Genomic DNA, 15,328 nt, shown 5'->3' on the forward strand with positions numbered 1-15,328 from the left:
GGTTATCTCCTTTTACTACGGCGCGTCTTTTTCCTCTTCACTCCGCCTACCGTTTCCTGGGGCGGCTGCTTATCTTCCTTCTTTTTGACCGGCACTTTCAGGGCCCCGGGAATCCCGCCTGAACCGAATTGTTCAACCTCGGGGTGAAATTCCTGGCCTACGGCCCTGTAGTCCCGGTCATTGATATCTTCAAGAACTCTCTGGATCTGGACCTTCATCATGTATTCAATGATTTCCTCTTTCATGGCCAGGAGCATCTTATTGAACATGTGGAAGCCTTCAATCTTGTATTCAACGAGGGGATTTTTCTCCCCATATCCCATGGTCCAGATACCGTCCCGCAACTGATCCATATTAAGAAGATGCTCGCGCCATTTATTATCTATAACCTGCAGTGAGATGAGGCGCTCCAGTGTGCGCATATCACCGCTGCCCATCACATTCTCTTTGTCCCTGTAGTTCTGTTCAATGAATTCACCCACGGACTGTACGAATTCCCGGTACGGCATGTCATACGGATCAACCTTTTCATAGTCGAGATCTATAAGAAACTTGGTCTTCATCCAGATCTTAATTCCCTCAAGATCCCATTCCTCGGGATGACCTCCGCCGCCCGTAAGCGCATCAAGGGAATTCTCAGCCACATCACGGATATAGGTCATGATTTTGTCTGAAATATCCTCGCCTTCGAGAATTTCATCTCTCTCCGTATAAATAAAAGCCCGCTGTGAATTCATTACATCGTCGTATTCAAGAAGGTGCTTCCGTATTTCGAAGTTGCGGCCCTCCACTCTTTTCTGTGCGTTGGCTATTGCCTTGGTTACCATGGGACTTTCTATTTCCTGCCCCTCTTCCATGCCGAGCCGCTGCATGATGTTGGAGATTCGTTCCGAGGCGAAAAGACGCATGAGATCATCTTCCAGTGAGAGGTAAAAACGGGAAGATCCCGGATCGCCCTGACGACCGGACCGTCCACGCAGCTGATTATCTATCCGGCGGGCCTCATGACGTTCAGTCCCCAGTATATGCAGACCGCCGGCAGTAACTACCTTCTCGTGATTGACGACCCACTCCCGTCCGGTTCTAATTATGTTCTTGGCCTTATGTTTGTCCTGGCCGGTCATTGTTTCTGATAACTCATCGGCCCGGTCGAAATGCTCCGTAAGAACGGCAAGCTTAAAGTCATTCCACAGGTTTTTGTCATGCACCGCTTCATGATTTTCAAGTTCATCCATATACTCACGCTTGCCGCCGAGAACAATGTCCGTCCCGCGGCCGGCCATGTTGGTGGCAATGGTGACGCCTCCCGGTTTTCCCGCTTCAGCGACTATCTGTGCTTCCTTCTCATGATACTTGGCATTCAGAACATTGTGAATGATGCCGCGGTTTTTAAGCATCATGGAAAGTTTCTCGGAATTTTCAATGGAAATGGTACCAACCAGTATAGGCTGTTCCTTGGCATTCAATTCTTCGATTTCGTCGACAATGGAATTAAATTTTTCCTTGGCCGTACGGTAAATCCGGTCAGGCTGGTCCTTCCTTATCATGGACTTATTTGTGGGAACCACGACAACATCGAGACCGTATATTTTTCTGAACTCTACCGCTTCCGTATCGGCCGTTCCTGTCATACCCGACAGCTTGGAATACATCCTGAAAAAATTCTGAAATGTGACGGATGCCAGGGTCTGGCTTTCACGGGCGATGGTCACATTTTCCTTTGCTTCAAGGGCCTGGTGAAGGCCGTCGGAGAACCTTCTTCCCGGCATGAGACGGCCCGTGAATTCATCAACGATGAGAACTTCACCGTCTTTCACTGTATAGTCTATATCGCGGTGAAAAAGTGCATGTGCCTTGAGGGCCTGGTTGACGTGATGTATGATTTCGATATTCTTTGAGTCATAGAGGTTTTCAATTTTTAGCAGTCTTTCAACATGTTTTACTCCGTCCTCGGTGAGTGATACATGACGGTCCTTTTCATTCACTTCGTAATCGGCCCCATCCTGGAGACTGGGGATTATTTTATTGATCAGGAAATATTTTTTTGTCGATTCTTCCGTGGAGCCTGAAATGATCAGCGGTGTCCTGGCCTCGTCGATAAGGATTGAATCCACCTCGTCCACGATACAGAAGTTTCTTGACCGCTGGACCCGGAGGCTCCTGTGCTCCACCATGTTGTCGCGCAGATAGTCGAAGCCGAATTCATTATTGGTCCCATAGGTTATATCGCAGGCATAGGCTTTCTGACGCTGGTACGGGTCCATGTCGTGGAGGATTACACCAACGGTAAGCCCCAGAAATTCATAAATGGTTCCCATCCACCGGGAGTCACGTCGTGCGAGATAATCGTTAACGGTAACGACATGGGCTCCCTCTCCGCTCAGTGCATTCAGAAAAACAGGCAGTGTGGCAACCAGTGTTTTTCCCTCTCCGGTTTTCATTTCAGCGATCTTTCCCTGGTGAAGAACTATCCCGCCCATGAGCTGCACATCGAAATGCCGCATTCCCAGGGTTCTGACTGAAGCCTCACGGACCAGCGCAAAGGCCTCGGGAAGAATGCTGTCAAGGCTTTCTCCTTTCCTTGCCCGTTCCCTCAGTTCAGTGGTTTTTTGTCTCAAGCCATCGTTGCTGAGTTCTTTTATTTCCGGCTCGAGGGCATTTATCCTCTCCACAAGTGGTTTTAATTTTTTAATATCACGCTCATGCTTTGTGCCGAATAAAATGCTTATTACTTTATCTATCATACCGTTTCCCTGATATATTATTTGATGTCGATTGTTATGATACCCGAAATATACACAACTGATTATTTATCAACCATTATTTAAAGATGATGTTCAATTTTAAGCGACATAAAGGATATAAATATTATCGTATGCAAATACGCTAATGACAGGCGGGATTGCATGTCTCCTGTTTCTGTTGACATGGCCCACGCACTTCATCATGAATCGCTCCCAGACGTTCCCGCAGTTCTTCCATCCCCGTTTCCTCTTTTACGGAACCGATCACCGCGCCGTGATACCTGTTTTTTATCATATTGATCCTGGTATCATCGGGCAGCAGATCCGATTTATTGAAATAGAAAATCAAAGGCTTGTTCATGCAATCAAGCGTGGCTAGCTCCTTCTCTACTGTCTGAACGTTCACTTCGACATCGCCGGCATTTATATCCACGACATGTATAATATAATCGGCGTTTACGATATCCTCCAGGGTTGACCTGAAGGATTCGATGAGATTCGCCGGAAGATTCCGGATGAAACCCACCGTATCGGTCAGCAGTGTCCTGCGTTCGCGATCGATATAGACTGTTCTTGTATATGAATCCAGCGTGGCAAAAAGACGGTCTTCGACAAATAGATCGTCACGCGCCAGATAATTGATCAGCGTGGATTTTCCCGCATTGGTGTATCCCACAACGGCGCCGATCAGTTGGCCGCTTCGTCCGGACCGTGTCCGTGCCCGGTGTTTCTGGTGTTTTACGAGTTTTGCATCCAGGGTATGTATGCGTCTCTGAATATGACGGCGGTCCGTTTCCAGCATTTTCTCACCGGGACCGCGTGTCCCGATGCCCCCTCCCAGCCGCGATAGGACACCTCCAAGGCCTTTAAGCCTGGGAAGAATATATTTGAGCTGAGCCAGTTCCACCTGAATTTTGGCCTCGGCGCTCCTCGCTCTCCGGGCAAAAATGTCCAGGATCACCTCGGTTCTTCCTATGACCCGGCACTTAAGCACATCTTCAAGATTCCTGATCTGGGCCGGACGGATATTGTTTATATCGAAGACAACGAGCCTTATCTCATTTTCTTCGATGATATCCTGCAGCCGGGGGATATACCCTTTGCCTATTATATATGCGGCATCAATTTTATCCCTGTTTACTGTCATGGCGTCAACAGTAATCCCGCCCGCTGTCTTTATCAGCAGTTTCAGTTCTTCAAGCGAGTATTGTACCTGGTCAATGTTTTCTCCCTGCATCCGCAGGGCTATGAGGAGAGCTCGTTCATCCCGGGAGGATGGGATTCTATTTACCGATGCATCCATTCAGATTTATACTGCATCCTGTTTTAATATTATTTCGCTCAAACCACCCGCTTTTCATTTCAAGGGCATATTGGGCCGGTTTTTTAGATGGATACGTTACGGATATATCCAGCGGTTCCATTTCATAAATTTCGTTAATAATGCCGTTTTTCCCGATATAGGCTATACTCAGTGGAATGTACGTGTTTTTCATCCAGAAATTCTGTTTTCTCTCGAAAGGAAACACAAAAATCATCCCTTCATTTTCATCGAGAATTCGACGAAACATGAGTCCACGCTGACGGCTGTCATCATTGTCCGCAATTTCCACATGGGCTATAATCTTTTTACTTTCCGCATTTTTAATTGTGATGACACAGCTTTTATACTGAGAATATGAATCGGCAGCGACAATAATAGTTACAAAAAGGACTATAAATATTTTTTTAAAAGCGGTCATAATATTCAATCCTGAGAACACGGTTTACCCCGTCATTGAACTGATAGAGAATATCAAACTCAATGCCCAGTTGATCCATATACGTATACCTGATGCCAAAATTCATGAGCCACTCTCCAGGATCACGAAAGCTCCAGTATACACGCTCAAATTCAGTTTTCACCCTGAATAATTCGTTGAGGGGGAAATCCAGAGCCAGGTAATATGATGTATCGTCGGGAACAAAATCGGGCTGCGTCGGGAGTCTCACGCCATAGCTCACATATTGTTCATCATCAAAAAGATAAATGGGCTTGGTGATGGCAAGATAAGGGCCGTACATCATCCTGTTTAAAGAATTATGAGGATTGTCACGCTTTCCCTGCTGACCTATAAAAAATGAATCATACCCGATGGCTATTGATATGGGCCACGATTCCCAGCCGTCGGTGAATTTTATCCGCGCGATAACACCGGGGATATTGGGCTGAGGCTTATCCTTTCCCAGAGCATTCTGCAGGTCAAGGGAAACACCCAGGTACAGGTTTTCATGGAGTCCGATGAGCCCCTTAATTTCCATGCCGCCATTGTCGTAACCGAGCAGCGAAAAGAGGTAGGTCCCCTTACCTATTGTAAAAGCTGTGGGCGTATCCACATTGGAGATGTTCCTGGTCTGTCCAAGTGCAGACGAGATTAACACGAGGTTTATTATAATAGTTGATACCGACAGTATTATTTTCTTCATAAACAATTCTTTCACTCTTCCGATGATATTTATTACTCTCTTAGATCCTGTTATTATTATCGGTAATGCCACCTGTTTTTTGATACAATCCTGGCGGGTTAAGGCGAAAAACCCCGCATTATGTCTCATTATAGAGCATTGCAATCAACATATGAATATTAGCTCTATAATGAATGATCAGATACTGTTCTGAATTTCAACAAGCTTCAGTATACCGTTCCCTGCCAGAGCCACCATTTCATTCATCTGCCCAATGGAAAAAGTCTTCTTTTCTCCCGTTCCCTGTATCTCTATAATATCAAAGCTGCCATTCATAACGATATTCATATCCACATCGGCCCTGGAATCTTCGTAAAAATCCAGGTCGAGCAGCATTTCCCCTTCAACCATCCCCACCGATATGGCTGCAACATTTTCAATTATGGGACTTTGTTCAATCATGCCTTCTTTAATCATCCGCGAAACGGCCTGTTCCAATGCTATATATCCGCCCGTTATAGCGGCAGTCCTGGTCCCCCCATCGGCTTTCAGAACATCGCAGTCAATGGCTATGGAATAATTCTGCATCATCGCCAGATCAACGGCACAGCGCAGAGATCTGCCGATGAGTCTTTGTATCTCAACGGACCGGCCATCGCGCTTGAGCAATTCCCGTTTTGTTCGGGGACTGGTCGAATAAGGAAGAAGCGAATATTCGGCTGTGAGCCAGCCGTTTCCTTTATTTTTCGCATGATCAGGGACATCGGTACTGACGCTGGCAGCACAGATTATCTTTGTTTCACCCATTTCAAAAAGTACTGACCCGAAGGAACTACCGGCGAAATCGGGAGTGACCCTGATGCTTCTCATCTCACTGCTGTTTCTGGATTTCCTCTTCAAGCTTTTGGTTCTCCTGCATTAAATTCTGTATTTCCCTGAGGTCTTCAATTTTACGGTCAATATTTTTATAATAGGGATCATAATCCCTGGTCAACTTGAATTCGTTTATGGCGGCTTCAAGATCGTTGGATACAAAGTATTTTATTCCCATTTTATAATGACTCTGAGCCTCAATCCGGTCCTCATATGTTACGATTTTTGGAATAAGCTTGAATGACATGGTAATGGAATAGGTAGGACCAAAAATCCCTGAATCGGCATAGGATGTATCGATATTAAAGGCTACATTCTGTATTACATAATTAAATCCGATTCCCATGGTCAACCGGTTTCCTTCATTGACCTGGTACCCCGCTCTCAGGGCAATGACATCGAGGTATGAAACCTCCGCTCCGATGTTAACCCTGAAACTTTCATCAAAACCATAGGAAAAATCATAGAGGTCTGATGCGCTGATAATATCCTCTGTGAAATCCATGTTAATCCCAAACCAGTTAGTCAGTTTATACGCGAGACCCATGCGGAGCATGCGCGGCAAAGGATTATCTTTTGCCCCGGATCCCAGATTCAATATCGATAATCCCAGGTGCAGGTTTCGGATCGGTGCATCAAAGGGAGAATACATATACATACCCTTGGTTACCCCCAGATCAAATGCCACGGAATTGATAAAAAGTGTATCTATTTTCTGATATACATATTTCATCGATGCTCCCACGTACATAAACTCCAGGTCATAACCATATCCGACGGTGAATGCACCGTTCATAAAAACAACATCACCGGTTTTATTGCCATTGATATCGATTTTATCGAAGGGAGGAACCCAGAAGATGGTATTGGAAACGCCGAGAAAACCCTTGTAAATAGGATAGCAGAAGTTAATATTTTCAAGCCGGGAATCCATGATCAATTCCTGGTGCATAACCGATAGCATGGGATGGGACATGGAACCAAGACCTGCCGGATTGTAATAGATAACACTGAGATCATTGGTCTCGGCAGTAAAAGCCTCGCCCATGGACAATGCGCGGCTGCCGATACCCAGTTCCAGGAAATCGGCTCCCGATGTACCTGCCGTTCCAGCAGCCTGAAGTATCTCCCAGGCAAATAATTGCATGAGAAAACATAAAATTATAATATGTATTTTTGAGTATTTCAATTAAACTTTACCGGTTATGTGGAGCAATACTATATTTTATTCCCTATTTAGCAAGCAATTTCGATGATACTGCTGTATTTATAATATACCTTTCTTTCTGCAGATTAAGGCAATAAGCAGTCATTAAATAGCCCTGATGGGCTTTTAAATGACTGCTTATCCCAAATACTATGCGAATAATGCATATAAAATATGATGAAATTCCGAGGAATCCTTATAATCGATTCCTTCAATCGATATGGAGTTGTCAGTAATAGAAATGAATTCTTCCAAAGCCTGTCTTATCTTGCTATCCGTACTTTTTTTACAGAACAGACCAAAACCTTCGGGATTTAAACGAACAGGAAAAACAGTATCCTGAAATTTCTGTTTCATTGCCCCAAAAATATATTCCAGTATGAAGATCGTATCGATGCGACTGTTCTGGAGTTTTACAATATATATTCTATCGAACCCGCTGTTCCTCACCCTCTGACAGAAATATTCCATCTTATCAAAAAGCACCTTCATGGTATCGCTGGATTTAAAGGAAAAATCGTTGATTTCATTTTCTTCCAGGATACTCAGTGGAAATGTAAGTTTTTCCATTATTGCGCTGTAATAATAGGACTCATCAAGAGGTTTATCCCTGTCACACAAGATAATCAGAATCGGGTATGGCAGATATGAAGACAGTTGGTCCGGAGTCTCGTTACTGAATTCGTTATTGAGCTGCTCAGTAATATACAATAGATTGATACAGTATATCTTATCGAAGGTTTTTCTTTCCGAGACACTCTCGAGAAGACGCTTGAATGTCGATTCATCACTGAGATCATTAATTTCCACGAAGCAGCCCTGCCGATGATCCATTATCATCTGAAAAACTGCATCATGAAGGCCGATGACTGTTGTATGCGTCGATAGTTCTTCAACGGTGCTGGAAAAAACAGTATATCCTTTCTGTTTCAAATCATAGGAAAAGAGGGAAAATCCCGAAGGGGCAATATCCTCCATGATCTTCACTACTAGTATCTTTATTGCTTCATTAATTTTATCAGTTAAAACTTTGCCCTGGAAGGGGTCAAACCGTATATCGGCCCCATCCAGTGAGGATAAATTTTTTGTACGATAAAACAGCCGGTGAAACCTGAGGAGAAGTTCATTGGCTGATATTTTATCGATATCGTCACCACTCTCTTCCATGTGCTGATTTTTATCGTCAGCCTCCCTCCCCGTTACCACATCAACGAGACGCCTCAATTCATCATTGAAGGTCCTTTCTCTCAGTATATTAACCGCCTGTTCATTTTCAGGCATATCCTTTTCCCCGTGAACATCAGAAAAATTTTCCTGTTCCAAAGAATCACTCCCTTTCATGACAGGGCCAGCATTCTGTCAAGCGCCTTCCTGGCCTTTTCCCGTATGTCTGCATTAACGGTTACAACTGTTTCCTCATTTAGCAGAGAACTGTACAATTTTTCAAGCGTAATTTTCTTCATATTGGGACAAACAAAATTGGACGAGGCTGGAATGTACCGGATGTTGGGAGCCGCGGATTTCAGCTTATGAATCATATCCATCTCCGTTCCCACGATCACGGCTGCGGCATCCGTTTCCCTCACAAAGGAAACCATCTGTCCCGTCGAAAGCACGTGGTCCGCGGCATCGATCACCTCGGGTCTGCATTCGGGATGCACAATGGTAACGGCATCGGGATATTCCTTCTGCTTTGACTCCAATTCTTCCAGTGTGAACTTCTCATGTGTCGGGCAGAACCCTTTCCAGAGAATTATCTTTTTATCGGTAAATCTCTGGACGTAACTTCCAAGGTTTTTATCAGGAATGAAAATGATCTTTTCTGTATTCAGTTTCTGTACTATCTGCACGGCATTGGACGAGGTGCATATTACATCGGACAGGGCCTTTGTTTCGGCCGTTGAATTGATATAGGTGACAACCAGCGCATCGGGATGTTCATTCTTCAGTTCCATAAGATCCCGGGGATTAACCATGTCCGCCATGGGACAGCCGGCCGATGGTTCCGGCAGGAGTACTTTTTTATGTGGAGAAAGTATTGAAGCCGATTCCGCCATGAAATGTACCCCGCAGAAAACTATAATATCGGCATCATTTTTCGCCGCAACGCGTGAAAGCTCCAGGCTGTCGCCCGTAACATCGGCAATATCCTGAATTTCTCCGGGCTGATAATTGTGAGCCACGATGAGAGCATTTTTACTTTTTGCCAGTTGTTTGATTTCCTTTGTTAAATCCATGGCATCTCCTATCACCCACTAAGTAACCGGTAAGAACCTGTATTTTCATTGTAATGCTATAGGGAAAAATAAAACTTCAAAAAAGATTTAAGTAAAATTATATTATTACCGCTACTATTACCATACGGTTATGTAAAGTGATTTTCCCAGTTGTGCAAGGCAAATTTTTTTAATATGATGCAAGATTTCATAAAAAAAATGTATTGACACTTATTGACCATGTTTGCTATTAACCATATGTCTTTTTGAAGGACAAATTTTTAAAAAACAATATTCCCCTGTAGCTCAGTCGGTAGAGCAAATGGCTGTTAACCATTGGGTCGTAGGTTCGAATCCTACCGGGGGAGCATAAAGGTCTGCTCCTTACCTTCGTTGAAACAGGAGCCTTGGAAAAGGGCTTTTCCGGTGAACCGGGAGAGCCCTTTTCTTTTAATAGCCTATTTTGTTATTAAGCGGTAATTGGAGATATCATTCAAATTCGAGGGAGAAGACGCTGTTGTCGACGACTATATTGATTATCATTGAATTTAGAAGGATAAACATCATGAACGTGACCAAAACAAAACCTGTACATCCGTGCGTCGTGCTTCTTGACGACGTGATAAAACCCCTTAACCTGAAAATCACCAGGGCATCGGAGTGCATGGAAATATCCAGGACAACTTTGTCAGAGCTGGTACATGGTCATTGCACACTGACGCCTGAAATGGCTGTCCGGATAGGTGAAGCCACTGGCACCACGCCGGAAAGCTGGCTGAAAATGTAGAACAGGTTATTCCTAACTTATATATTCCTGCGTTACCAGTTGACTTCCTGATTCTTCCATAATTTGAAAAGGGTGACAAAAGAAAAAATCAACATGCCAATGCCACCGATAATATTTATTACAAGAATTGTTCCTGTTAAGTAGAAAAATCCCAGCACCATAAAATAAAGGGTAACAAGGTTTCTTTTCAGGGCAACGGTTACAATTTCAACAAGAAGACCTTTTTTCTTAAGCTCTTTACTGATAGCCTGGAGGCTCCCTGAATCGGTAGTTTTTGAAAGGGTCAGGAAAAGGAATAACACATTTAATATATATATGATAATAGATACTATTCCCAGAATCATGCTGGCCTGTGTCTGGTTTATCTCATAATTCTTATATGCAATGGCAATCACAAAAAACAGTGTACAGAAATTGTCTCCCACCGTATCGAGCCATTCACCTGACTTTGAGTAAGCATATTTTACTCGTGCCAGTTCTCCGTCAACACAGTCAAATACAATAGCCATTGGCTGCAAGATAAGTCCTAAGTAATAGATATACCACTTATCACTGACTAACATTATGCTACCCACGAGCCCGACAAGGACAAAAAACGCCGTAACCATATTGGGAGTAATAAAGGTTGTTCTGCATACATATTTTGTAAAGAAGAGTGACAGATAACGGTAGTAATGACTGCTGAAGGCTTCGCCCGGCTTTCTGCAGCTGTTTAAAATAGCTTTCTCGGCTATTTTATACGATGACGGGTCTGTCAATTCCTGGTAGACCGTATTCGGGGCAGTTGGTTTACCCGTCAGTTTCACAATATATTCCTTGTTGATTATCGAAGATACATTAATACTGAGGATTCCTTTTTTAAAGTTGTTTTCTTTGTAGGGTTTTTCTTTTGATATTTTTATACCTAAATTCAGGTCAGAAAGTTTTTGAACACTTTCCGGTATAATGATAGTGTCATTTTCATGAATTATTTCAATTTTTTTAGATCCTGCATAATAGCATGAGAGTATTGCCCTCTCTAATACAGTAAGTCCGCAGATTTTCTGATTAAAGTCAACACCTGTGTTGCAGTTTAATTTTGCTGTTGTCATAATGTTTTTTCCAGTTTAATTATAATAGAGGTTAAAGTCAGCAGTTTATAAAATTTTTGAAAGGCTGGCTTTAAATAATAAAATAATTCACAAGTGCTACAAAAATTTGCAAAATATTTTTCAATCATTCATTTAAATATAATTTTTCTGCCAAAGTCAATTTCCTGTGATCATTTTAATATAATTATAAAAAATTATTTACACCCCGATACAATATAAATAACATGTTAATTGTTATTTCAAATGACTACTAAATGACTTTTAGTACTAATTTATGTCAATATTAATTTGACTGAACAGAAGCACCTGCGGTACTGATAATTCCGCAAGTGCACACAACATATTCTGTTGGATGAATTGTTTGAGTTTTTAACCACATGAGGAGTAATTGCCATGGTGAAAATAGGATATACAACTGGTGTTTTTGACCTTTTTCATATCGGTCATCTTAATGTCCTGCGCAATGCAAAGCTTGAGTGCGACTTTTTAATTGTAGGCGTTACCACTGATGAATTATCAGAAAATGAAAAAGGTAAAAAGCCCATAATTCCATTCACTGAAAGAATGACAATTGTTGAAAGCATCAAATATGTTGATATGGTAGTGCCCCAGACCAGCTATGATAAATTTGAAGCCTGGAATAATCTGAAGTTCAATATTATGTTTGTAGGTGATGACTGGAAAGGGACGCCAAAATGGGACAAACTTGAAAAAGATTTTAACGAGAAAGGAGTCATCATTCATTATTTTCCCTATACACAGCATACATCCAGTACGAAGTTAAGATCTGTTCTTGACAAGATTTATGGAGCGGAAAAGGCCTGAATTACCACAGACCTCTGAAGTTTAATTATTTATCATAAGCCCTTAATGTGACATGATTAAAGCAATACAAGGAAGCCCACTATGTTTGTTATAATAAAAAACACCGAATATGCTAAGCAAAAAATCTGGGGCATGACGCTGCTGGAGAGAAATGTCCGAATTTTTTCTCAGAATGAAAATATATCTGAAATATACATTTTAACGGATAGATCCATTACTCTAAGAGATGATTATTACAAATGGAACAAAAAACCCTTCACTGAAATCCACAATGTATCACAAATAAAAGGAAACGGGAAATTCATTTTTGCCGATGCTAACCTGGTTTTTGATGAAAGGCTCATCGACAACTGCCTGAAAAAAAACAATGTATTTGTGGATTTTGCAAACAACAGAGAAGGGATGTTTATTGTATCTGATTTTTCATATGAAACACTCAACTTTATTTTAAACTCAAACCTTGAACAATTGAAAGAAAAGTATGCTCCTTATAAAACAGCGGATATGGAGAAATATATACTTAAGCTTCGCAGAATCCAGGAGCCTTTTCTGCTCTATATTAAAAACAGAGCAGATGTTAAATTTGCTGAAGATCTATCTTTTAAAAGATCATACAAAGGGGTAACGGATATTGTAACGCAATATGTTTATCCTCCATTGATTAAACGATTGGTCAAATTGACCTCGCCAACCAATATCACACCAAACCAGATTACATATGTTTCGATGTTCCTTTCTTTTGGTAGTGTTCCTCTTTATTACTACGGATCTTTTGCACTGGCGATAGCCTCAGGAATTATAATGTCGATTCTTGACAGCTTGGACGGTAAGCTGGCCAGACTCACATATAGGACCTCTGACAGTGGGGATAAACTTGATCATTTTTCCGATATAATTTATTTATCGCTATGGTATATATGTATAGGTCTTTTTCTTGCAAATGCCTTCCCTGAACAAGCTACTACAATACATGTATGGAATGTTGTTTTAAACACATGTTATTTCGCTGATAGGATTACAACCGGGCTTTTCAAAAAAATTTACAAATATGAACTTCACGATTTCAATTCAATTGATAGGTTTTTCAGACGCATACAACAGCGGCGCAATATAACGCTCCTCTTGCTTTTAACCGGCTATTTCGTTCCGGGAGGTTTTTTATCGGCATTCCTGTTCAACACAGCATGGATGCTAATTTCCTTCGGGTTTCATCTTTACAGGTTTATTTTCCTTGCGGTATTTCAGCTGGTGAGCGGAAGACCCCTGGAAAAACGCTAAATTTGTTTGTAAAAATGAACTCTGCCTTTCCCACCCTGCTCTTCACCATTGAATCCAGGATGGGAAATCGTGGAAATGGCTCGTTAAGTAGATTAAAATAATTTTTCCATACCTTCCATATATTTATCATTGCTCATGGATAAAATATCAGCACAGTTTTCATCTACTTCAATCAGGCCCATTTTCCATAAATTGCGAATAAATGATATTTGTGATATCAAATCATGGTAGGTAAGAAGAGGCAATGCGTTCGGAAATTTGGGAGTTTTTTCATCGAGAATAATCCCAGGATAATTTTTATGATAAGGTTTTTCAGAAAGAAAAAAATTACTATGAAAAATTTTTATTTTTGATGTTTCATAGTGAAGTATATCATATACTATACAGGGAATAGCATTAGGCTTTTTATTAAAAAACATCTTGTTTTTTATTAATACTTTTGCTTTTCTTTGCTTGACATCAATGTTGACAAAGCCCGAAAATGGATGCTTAACAAAATAATAATCAAGGTCTTTCACAAATTGCTTCGGTTGCTCTTTTTTCATTTTCAGAAAGGTGGCTGCATAAAGAGTCACATTTGTTTTTGCACCGAATTCATTTTGTGACAAGCGGACATCTCCCCCCATATAATTCATGCGGATAACAATATCACAAGAATCAATCTCGCTGCCGGTACTCAAGCCAGTTGGAGCAGGACCTACAATTGCTACCTTTTTATTTCGAAAATAATCAGCAAAGATTTTATCTGATTTTGTCAGACTCTTTTCCCAGAGCTTTCTCGCATTATTGATATCGCCGGTTAATAAAAAAAAGTATGCCTGCAAATCCTGATATTTTTTTAATAAAATTATTTTTTCTAATCGCTTTAACAGTTTTTTAGCAAGAGAGAAGTCAGCTATTTCAAAAGCAGCGAAAAGAGCCCGTTCATTATATACAGGATTTTCAGGTTCTGATTCAGCTTCGGCAAATACCTGATCAATTGCTTTATTCCTGGCCACAAAACCACTTTGAAGTAATCCATTAAATATCAGAATATTATACAAACACATCCATGTTTCAGATGAATAAATCGGGTTATGCACTTCTATATCGATTTTAAACTTATCAAGCACTTCACTTCCCGATTTTTTATGAAGAAGATAACTTTCAAGATTTACCAAGAAATTAGTTATAAATATATCTGCTGAATCAATTCCGTGAGCTCTAAGTATATTTTTTACTGCCGAAAGAACTCCATCATTATCCTTTTTATTTTTAAGTTCTTCAGCCCAATAAAGATGAGAATGAGTCAATTGCATAAGCATTTTTTTATTCATCTTTATGCCGTTTTCTGCGGCATCCATAAAAAAAACAGAAACAGTGGCCCAAGAAGGTGTTTTAAAAACAACCTCAGGGTGAGAGGTTCTGTAATTATAGGCAAAGAGCGCACTACTGTATAAAACTCCGCCGTAGTACCTGCAAATTCTTTGATTTTTCCATATAAAATGTTTTGGCGGGAACTTTGTTCCATACTTGTCAACCAGCATGTTAACAGATTTAAGAACTTCATGCAAATCCCTTTTCCATAATAGAACTCCAGCTAAAAGAATATTTATTTTAAATGAAATTCTGGGAGTCCATATTGCAAACTTAAGCAGTAATTGCAAAATATTAAAAACAATATTTTTTATGTTAAGACAAAGCATTATAATCCTCTCCACTTATTACGTCATTCGATGTATAGGAGTTTATTGACAAATATTAAAAAAATATTCTTTTTCCCTCTATACCCTGTTTTAATAATTCTTAGATTCAACAATTAAGTGCAACACCTTTCTTCAAAAACAATTCCATCGGTGTTGAAAAATCAAGCCGTTTTCTCG

Annotated in this window: 13 protein-coding genes and 1 tRNA gene; 4 read left to right on the top strand and 10 right to left on the bottom strand. The window is 41.1% G+C overall.

The genetic code is table 11. The annotated features are described in order from the left end of the window. Nucleotides 1–2: 2 nt before the first annotated feature. The 8 genes from CVV44_23435 to CVV44_23470 all read right to left on the bottom strand — a co-directional run bounded on the left by CVV44_23435 (nt 3) and on the right by CVV44_23470 (nt 9,506). Entirely contained in the window at nt 3–2,744 is a 2,742-nt protein-coding gene (locus tag CVV44_23435) for a preprotein translocase subunit SecA (protein ID PKL35082.1), read from the bottom strand. 142 nt (nt 2,745–2,886) lie between these two features. Then, nucleotides 2,887–4,047: a GTPase HflX gene (gene hflX / locus CVV44_23440; GenBank protein ID PKL35083.1), complete on the bottom strand. Its 1,161-nt coding sequence runs from the start codon at nt 4,045–4,047 to the stop codon at nt 2,887–2,889. Then, complete coding sequence (locus tag CVV44_23445; GenBank protein ID PKL35084.1) at nt 4,028–4,486, bottom strand: hypothetical protein; 459 nt, start codon at nt 4,484–4,486, stop codon at nt 4,028–4,030. Before CVV44_23445 ends, hflX begins: the two co-directional genes overlap by 20 nt. Continuing rightward, complete coding sequence (locus tag CVV44_23450) at nt 4,473–5,210, bottom strand: hypothetical protein (protein ID PKL35085.1); 738 nt, start codon at nt 5,208–5,210, stop codon at nt 4,473–4,475. Before CVV44_23450 ends, CVV44_23445 begins: the two co-directional genes overlap by 14 nt. A gap of 177 nt (nt 5,211–5,387) precedes the next feature. After that, nucleotides 5,388–6,089, bottom strand: a complete 702-nt coding sequence (locus tag CVV44_23455; protein PKL35086.1) for a ribonuclease PH — start codon at nt 6,087–6,089, stop codon at nt 5,388–5,390. After that, a complete protein-coding gene (locus tag CVV44_23460; protein PKL35087.1) occupies nt 6,061–7,251 on the bottom strand; it encodes a hypothetical protein in 1,191 nt (396 codons plus the stop codon). The genes CVV44_23455 and CVV44_23460 overlap by 29 nt, the downstream gene beginning before the upstream one ends. A gap of 168 nt (nt 7,252–7,419) precedes the next feature. Beyond that, nucleotides 7,420–8,610 (bottom strand): hypothetical protein, encoded by a 1,191-nt coding sequence (locus CVV44_23465; GenBank protein ID PKL35088.1) that lies wholly within the window; start codon nt 8,608–8,610, stop codon nt 7,420–7,422. Then, nucleotides 8,607–9,506, bottom strand: a complete 900-nt coding sequence (locus tag CVV44_23470) for a quinolinate synthase (protein ID PKL35089.1) — start codon at nt 9,504–9,506, stop codon at nt 8,607–8,609. Before CVV44_23470 ends, CVV44_23465 begins: the two co-directional genes overlap by 4 nt. 274 nt (nt 9,507–9,780) lie before the next feature. On the opposite strand from CVV44_23470, the gene CVV44_23475 reads away from it, so the two are divergent. After that, nucleotides 9,781–9,853 (top strand) — tRNA-Asn (locus tag CVV44_23475). Between the two features lie 197 nt (nt 9,854–10,050). Further along, nucleotides 10,051–10,272, top strand: coding sequence for an addiction module antidote protein, HigA family (higA, locus tag CVV44_23480; GenBank protein ID PKL35090.1), 222 nt, complete (start codon nt 10,051–10,053; stop codon nt 10,270–10,272). 32 nt (nt 10,273–10,304) lie between these two features. On the opposite strand, the gene CVV44_23485 is transcribed toward higA, so the two are convergent. Beyond that, nucleotides 10,305–11,363, bottom strand: coding sequence for a hypothetical protein (locus CVV44_23485; GenBank protein ID PKL35091.1), 1,059 nt, complete (start codon nt 11,361–11,363; stop codon nt 10,305–10,307). Nucleotides 11,364–11,756: 393 nt separating this feature from the next. Here CVV44_23485 and CVV44_23490 point away from each other — a divergent pair, with 393 nt between their 5' ends. Next, nucleotides 11,757–12,188, top strand: a complete 432-nt coding sequence (locus tag CVV44_23490; GenBank protein PKL35092.1) for a glycerol-3-phosphate cytidylyltransferase — start codon at nt 11,757–11,759, stop codon at nt 12,186–12,188. 81 nt (nt 12,189–12,269) lie between these two features. After that, on the top strand, nt 12,270–13,466 hold the full coding sequence (locus CVV44_23495) for a hypothetical protein (GenBank protein ID PKL35093.1): 1,197 nt from the start codon (nt 12,270–12,272) through the stop codon (nt 13,464–13,466). Between the two features lie 92 nt (nt 13,467–13,558). Here CVV44_23495 and CVV44_23500 read toward each other — a convergent pair whose 3' ends face one another. Then, nucleotides 13,559–15,151, bottom strand: a complete 1,593-nt coding sequence (locus CVV44_23500; GenBank protein PKL35094.1) for a hypothetical protein — start codon at nt 15,149–15,151, stop codon at nt 13,559–13,561. Between the last annotated feature and the right edge of the window lie 177 nt (nt 15,152–15,328).

This window comes from Spirochaetae bacterium HGW-Spirochaetae-1 (assembly GCA_002839375.1).
GTDB lineage: Bacteria > Spirochaetota > UBA4802 > UBA4802 > UBA5550 > PGXY01.

Bases quoted from the DNA above. Each gene is read 5' to 3' on its own strand.
- CVV44_23435 (PKL35082.1), bottom strand. From the start codon at position 2,744: ATGATAGATAAAGTAATAAGCATTTTATTCGGCACAAAGCATGAGCGT.
- hflX (PKL35083.1), bottom strand. From the start codon at position 4,047: ATGGATGCATCGGTAAATAGAATCCCATCCTCCCGGGATGAACGAGCT.
- CVV44_23445 (PKL35084.1), bottom strand. From the start codon at position 4,486: ATGACCGCTTTTAAAAAAATATTTATAGTCCTTTTTGTAACTATTATT.
- CVV44_23450 (PKL35085.1), bottom strand. From the start codon at position 5,210: ATGAAGAAAATAATACTGTCGGTATCAACTATTATAATAAACCTCGTG.
- CVV44_23465 (PKL35088.1), bottom strand. From the start codon at position 8,610: ATGAAAGGGAGTGATTCTTTGGAACAGGAAAATTTTTCTGATGTTCAC.
- CVV44_23470 (PKL35089.1), bottom strand. From the start codon at position 9,506: ATGGATTTAACAAAGGAAATCAAACAACTGGCAAAAAGTAAAAATGCT.
- higA (PKL35090.1), top strand. From the start codon at position 10,051: ATGAACGTGACCAAAACAAAACCTGTACATCCGTGCGTCGTGCTTCTT.
- CVV44_23485 (PKL35091.1), bottom strand. From the start codon at position 11,363: ATGACAACAGCAAAATTAAACTGCAACACAGGTGTTGACTTTAATCAG.
- CVV44_23490 (PKL35092.1), top strand. From the start codon at position 11,757: ATGGTGAAAATAGGATATACAACTGGTGTTTTTGACCTTTTTCATATC.
- CVV44_23495 (PKL35093.1), top strand. From the start codon at position 12,270: ATGTTTGTTATAATAAAAAACACCGAATATGCTAAGCAAAAAATCTGG.
- CVV44_23500 (PKL35094.1), bottom strand. From the start codon at position 15,151: ATGCTTTGTCTTAACATAAAAAATATTGTTTTTAATATTTTGCAATTA.